The organism is Nocardioides sp. J9 (assembly GCF_007829375.1).
Classification (GTDB): Bacteria; Actinomycetota; Actinomycetes; order Propionibacteriales; family Nocardioidaceae; genus Nocardioides.
Map to the genome: position 1 here is coordinate 1 of NZ_VLJQ01000020.1, position 4,930 is coordinate 4,930.

7 protein-coding genes are annotated in these 4,930 nt (G+C 65.3%); 5 read left to right on the forward strand and 2 right to left on the reverse strand.

The genetic code is table 11. The features are described from left to right. Positions 1-120 precede the first annotated feature (120 nt). Positions 121-459, forward strand: a complete 339-nt coding sequence (locus tag L615_RS02295) for a hypothetical protein (protein ID WP_145723979.1) — start codon at positions 121-123, stop codon at positions 457-459. Positions 460-789: 330 nt separating this feature from the next. Beyond that, positions 790-1,866, forward strand: coding sequence for a hypothetical protein (locus L615_RS02300; protein ID WP_261376526.1), 1,077 nt, complete (start codon positions 790-792; stop codon positions 1,864-1,866). A 202-nt stretch (positions 1,867-2,068) separates the two neighbouring features. Here the strand turns inward: L615_RS02300 and L615_RS23015 are convergent, their stop codons facing one another. Continuing rightward, positions 2,069-3,319, reverse strand: coding sequence for a DUF6461 domain-containing protein (locus L615_RS23015; protein ID WP_186449680.1), 1,251 nt, complete (start codon positions 3,317-3,319; stop codon positions 2,069-2,071). 80 nt (positions 3,320-3,399) lie between these two features. On the opposite strand from L615_RS23015, the gene L615_RS24005 reads away from it, so the two are divergent. Both L615_RS24005 and L615_RS02315 read left to right on the forward strand, forming a co-directional pair. Continuing rightward, positions 3,400-3,531, forward strand: coding sequence for a hypothetical protein (locus tag L615_RS24005; RefSeq protein ID WP_261376527.1), 132 nt, complete (start codon positions 3,400-3,402; stop codon positions 3,529-3,531). Further along, positions 3,528-3,734 carry a hypothetical protein gene (locus L615_RS02315; RefSeq protein WP_145723982.1) on the forward strand — a complete coding sequence of 69 codons (207 nt, stop codon included), beginning with the start codon at positions 3,528-3,530 and terminating at the stop codon, positions 3,732-3,734. Before L615_RS24005 ends, L615_RS02315 begins: the two co-directional genes overlap by 4 nt. A 466-nt stretch (positions 3,735-4,200) precedes the next feature. Here the strand turns inward: L615_RS02315 and L615_RS02320 are convergent, their stop codons facing one another. After that, a complete protein-coding gene (locus tag L615_RS02320) occupies positions 4,201-4,572 on the reverse strand; it encodes a site-specific DNA-methyltransferase (protein WP_186449682.1) in 372 nt (123 codons plus the stop codon). Positions 4,573-4,684: 112 nt separating this feature from the next. Between L615_RS02320 and L615_RS02325 the strand changes: the two genes are divergently transcribed. Further along, positions 4,685-4,930 (forward strand): transposase (locus tag L615_RS02325; protein WP_145723984.1); only part of this gene is annotated, 246 nt, incomplete at its 3' end.

The window sequence follows — 4,930 nt, forward strand, 5'->3', positions numbered from 1 at the left end:
CCATGCCGCTGTCGGGGCGGAGCGCCCCGACCATGCCGCTACCTGCTCGTTCGTGCCGATGTGCGAGCGGCGTCGACAACGAAGGGCAGAGCTAGGGGGACGTCACCGGGTGCAGCGCCCATGCTTATCGTCAAACAGTCGCTGAATCGTCCTCGCGACGACGGCACCGCTGGCAGGATGCTGAAGGTGGCGAATCAAGAGACCGGGTCACCTGCGCTGGCGCAGATGATCCACATGTCTGACCTCTTTTCATGGCTGGTGCAGACCGCAGGCAAGGCGTTAGCCGTGCTAGTCCTCACACCGTTGACGCTGGGAATCGCCGGCGCGTTTGCTGACCCAGAGGGTGACGGGTTTGCCGTGGGAGCCGCTCTCGGATCGGCACTGAGCATCCTGATTCTGCTGCTGTGGCTGACGACGGCCACCGCGCCTTTCCGCGAGAGCGCGTCATTGAACTGCTAGACGGCGAGACTGACCAGACGTCCGCCGAGGTCACCCCTGGCGCCCCCCTCTGTGAAAATCGTCGGACCAACCAATGCACCGCGCCGACGCAGCCGCAGACCGCGCCGACCCCAGTGAAAGGACGTTCCTAACTCCCTCGGACTCATCCGGCTGACGCGTGAGACCGGGACAGACGCCCGGATAGGGCGCTGCCGGAGTGGAGCACCCGATCATGCCGGACTCACAGCAGAAGCGAGCCGGCGCCCGGGGAAGGCCTGTTGTGAAGGGGATCCCGCACTGACGCCTCCTATTCAGCACCGCAGCGGATCGAGGTCGGACATACTCGCGGTCGTGGATCGATTGGAGGACCATCGCGAGGCGATAGAGCGGGCGCTGGTTGAACTCGGGATGGGCTGGGAGGCGTGGCCGGCCGTGATCGCGGATCGCCGGCTCGCTCCTGAGAATCGTCTGTCGGCTCTGCTCCTCCTACTCGCCACGAGTGAGATGAACGACGAGCACGGGTTCTCGATCATGTGGGTCGATCCCGCCGCGCCCGAGCTCGACTGGCTTGGGCGAGCGCGGGAGCCCTGGGCAACCCTGGCAAGGCTGCGGTTCCCTTGGACCGCGCCGACCGCCACGATCGCATTGGAAGCTGCCACCGCAGGGTCGTACGACGATCGTCGCGTGGCTATTGCCCTTCGAGGAGCCTCTCAGGTGTGCTCCGCTGGTCTGGCCGACTCTGCACTGGTCCACGCGCTCGACGCTGTTACCGCATTCCTTGATGCGAGCGGCGATCATGAGTGGCGCATCGTCGAGCTGCGAAACCAGGCGAGACGAGTGACCTCTTCCGCCACCCACCCAGACATCCTCGATCTGTCGCTACTGGCCGACGGCGACGCTTGGGCGGGCCCGGCGCGAGACGTCGCGTTGTCGTTGCCCGCCGGCGACATAGCGCCTCTGGTGCGCCTGCTCGGCGACCTCGGTCCTCGCAAGCCGCCGCAGCGATGGTGGAAATCCGTCGACGAAGCGCTCAAATCCCCGCCAGCCCGGCAGTTGCTCCGGCAGTGGCTGGAGCTCGCGGCCGCGACCGCAGTCGTTCCAGAATGGCCCGGATCGAAGGTCGGCTATTGCGCCGGCGTGCTGTTCGTGGGCACCAATGTCGACGTGGTCCGCGCTGCCGTGCTGAGCACGAGTCGGCTGCGGGACGAGACATGGCCAACCGACCTGCTCGCCGAGCTGGCGCGTCGTGGATCCGCCCACAATGGTATGGCCGGAATCCCCGAAGCACTCGCCCTCAAGGTCGCCTCCGCCGCTGTTGACGCCCTCGTGCTGCGAGCAAACCAGGTTGACCACGCCGCGCTTGCCATCCTGCTCACCGAGCTTAACCGGCGCGACTTGATCAAACGCATCAACGCAGCGCTGCCATGACCCCGCAAAGCCCGCGGATTGCGCGTGAGGACGCAGCGCCCGACCATGCCGCTGTCGGGGCGGAGCGCCCGACCATGCCGCTGTCGGGNCCGGTTCCGGAAGTGGATTGGCTGGTGGGCGCGATCGGTTGCCAGTGGCGCGCGGGGTTGGCGTTCGTGCCCTTTCGTTCGGTGGCGGGCCGGCCGTCGACACTTGAGCGGCATCAACCCCACTGGTAGGTGTCGAAGTCGCCCTGTGCCTGCCGCAGGCCATCGAGTCGGATGATCTCGGCGCGTTCTTCACTGGACAAAGGTGCCGGCAGTTGCTCGGTCAGTGCGTTCCAGTCTGGAGAAGGGGTGAAGGCGGCTGTCGTCGCGGCCTCCAAGAACTGGCGAGCGCGGAGATGGGCCCATTCGGGCTGTTGCCCCCATCGACGCCCCCGCTGGTCCTCGACGAACTCAAGGGGTCGCTCATGGTGAGTGCGTCTGAACACAAGTTCAGCGTGGTCGACTACCTGGATGGCTGCCTGGCGGGCGTCAGGGTGAGCGGTGAGACGCAAGGTCCTGCCGACCAGCGAACGCTGACGGATGAAGTCACCCTCGAGAGCCGTGCTCCACGGGTCATCCCCATCCCAGTGGGGATGTTCCTTCTCCCAAGCCTGTTGTTCCCGCTCCCAGCGTGAGATGACAGGCAGCAAGGCTGCGGGCAGGGTCGAGATCTCGCCGTTGCCGAGCTGGATGAAGAGGTCTTGGACCGGGCTCTCGTTGACGACGCCAGCCTCCGTAGCCGCCGCCCGGGCGGCCCAGAGCGCCAGATCGCGGCACCATTGCTCGTCGCGTGTCCCGACCGCGGTAACGACGTGGGGAGCGCCCTCGTTCAGCAGCCGCCAATCATCCAGAGGTGGCGAGTCGAACGCGTCAGGCACAGGGACGAGGGTTCGGCGACTGGCTTGGCTGATCGCGGCCGGTTCGATCCCTACTCCAGTGAACACCGACGCCATCGCCGCACCGACGGCAACCGCGTCGACAGTCTCGTCCGCAGTCAGTGCTGCCAGCCGACGCAGTGAGCGCGGCACGTCTTCGGGATCAACGTCCAACAGTTCAACCGAGCACACCACCTTGCCCTTGCGAGCAGCGGTGAAGATGACCATCTCGTTGACGTTCCAGAAGATGCTGGCAGCCAGCCCCTTGGCGCTGGCCTTGGAAACCTGTCGCAAGACCTCGGGCCTCGTGCCCTCGAAGCCGTTTACTTCGATGGTCAGAACGTTGCCTTCGTCCTGAGTCAGCCAGGCTTCGCCGCCGTCCTGGCGGTCGTGCCCGTCTGCGTCCGCGAACGTCGCGGCATCCTCGTCGAGTTGATCGCAGCCGAAGGCAGTCGCCACCTCATCAGTGGTCGCGTCAGGCGCCAGAGTGAGACATGCCGCCTCTCCGAGAGTCGAGCGAACCCACGAGAACGAGTCAGGCATCACCGGCATGCGCAGATCCTAGGTTCCAATAGTCGCACTCACGTGCCGATGAGCGCTTGTCGCAACGGTTCACACGGCATGCTGCTCTCGTGATCCGACGCGAGAACTTCCTTGACGAACTGGCGATCGCGGTAACTGAGTCGGACGAACTGGTCGAGCAACACCTGGCCGACAACGATGGCCTGCTTCTGCATCCGCTCATGAGCGACCTCTGCGCATGACTGTGAGCACCTACGCGGCGGGAGAGGTAGCGGTAACAGACCGGCTCTTGGAGTTCATCGACTGGTGCTTCCGAGAGGGTGATGACTACGTCGTCAACGCGGTCGCAGTGTCGTTTGTCGAGGACTACGGTGCCCATCCCGGTGAGTCGGATGCGCTCCTGAAGCGGTGGCCACCGACCCTTCGAGCCGAGCTGGGACGGTAGGCGGAGTGCACGCTCATGCCGCTGTCGGGGCGGAGCGCCCGACCATGCCGCTACCTGCTCGTTCGTGCCGATGTGCGATCGGATGCTCGGTTAGCGTTCGTCGCATGGATGACGGTCGACGCACCCCAAGCTGGTGTGCGGCAGCCTGGCTGGTCGGACCTGACGCGAGCAAGGCTCTGTCGCTGCGATCTTCTTCCGCTGCCGGGGCGAGAGGACGCACAGGCTGACGTGCGTGAAGGTCCCCAGCTCCGTTAGATCGCACGTCAGGAGGAACTGTTCGACGCACTGCCTCGGGGCTCAGCGGCTCAGGGGCTTGAGGATTTCATCCAGTGTCACAGACGTCGCGGTCGATAGCACGATGAGTCGACCCGACGCGATCATACGGGTACGGCTGCGCCGCAAGAGTTGCGCAGGTTTCTGCCGTCAAGCGGCGACAGCTGGCACCGTCCCGAGGGCGGGTCCGTTCTCAAGCGGCGTCCGTGGTGTTTCGGAGATCGTCGATACGGCGGTTAGCCATCGCGACGTACTCCGATTTCGCCTCCATGCCGACCCAGTTCCGCTTGAGCGACTCGGCTGCGACGGCGGTGGTGCCGGAGCCCAGAACGGGGTCGAGCACCACGTCGCCTGGGTTGGTGTAGGTACGAATCAGGTACTCGAACAGCTCGACCGGCTTCTGCGTTGGATGTCCGCCCTTGATGCGTGGGTTACTGACCCTGAGCACCGACTTGGGGTGGCGAGTGCCGTCGCTGCTTGCCTGATGATCGCGCTGGTTGTTGTAGCCGCGGTCGTTGTACTTGGAGTTCTTGCGGTTCGCCTTCCACGGCTCACCGTCGGTCATCTGCGGGTTGTAGGTGGGCGTCTGCCTGTAGAAGACGAGGGGGCCTGACCCCGGATCTTGGACACGCTGAATCCAGCACGTGGTGCTGGGGAAGCGAGATGATCCGAGAATCATGGCCAGGAAGAACTACTCCGAGGAGTTCCGTCGTCAGGCCGTCGACTTGTACGAGTCCACCCCGGGCGCCACGGTCCGCGGCATTGCCGAGGATCTCGGCATCGTCCGCGGCACGTTGCGGCACTGGCTCGAGGTGTACGGGACGGGCAAGAAGACCGCTGCCGACGGGACGTTGACCTCCAGCCCGTTGCAATCGAAGACGACCACGACGAAGAGCTCGCCGGCGCCGGCCGGGGAGACGGCC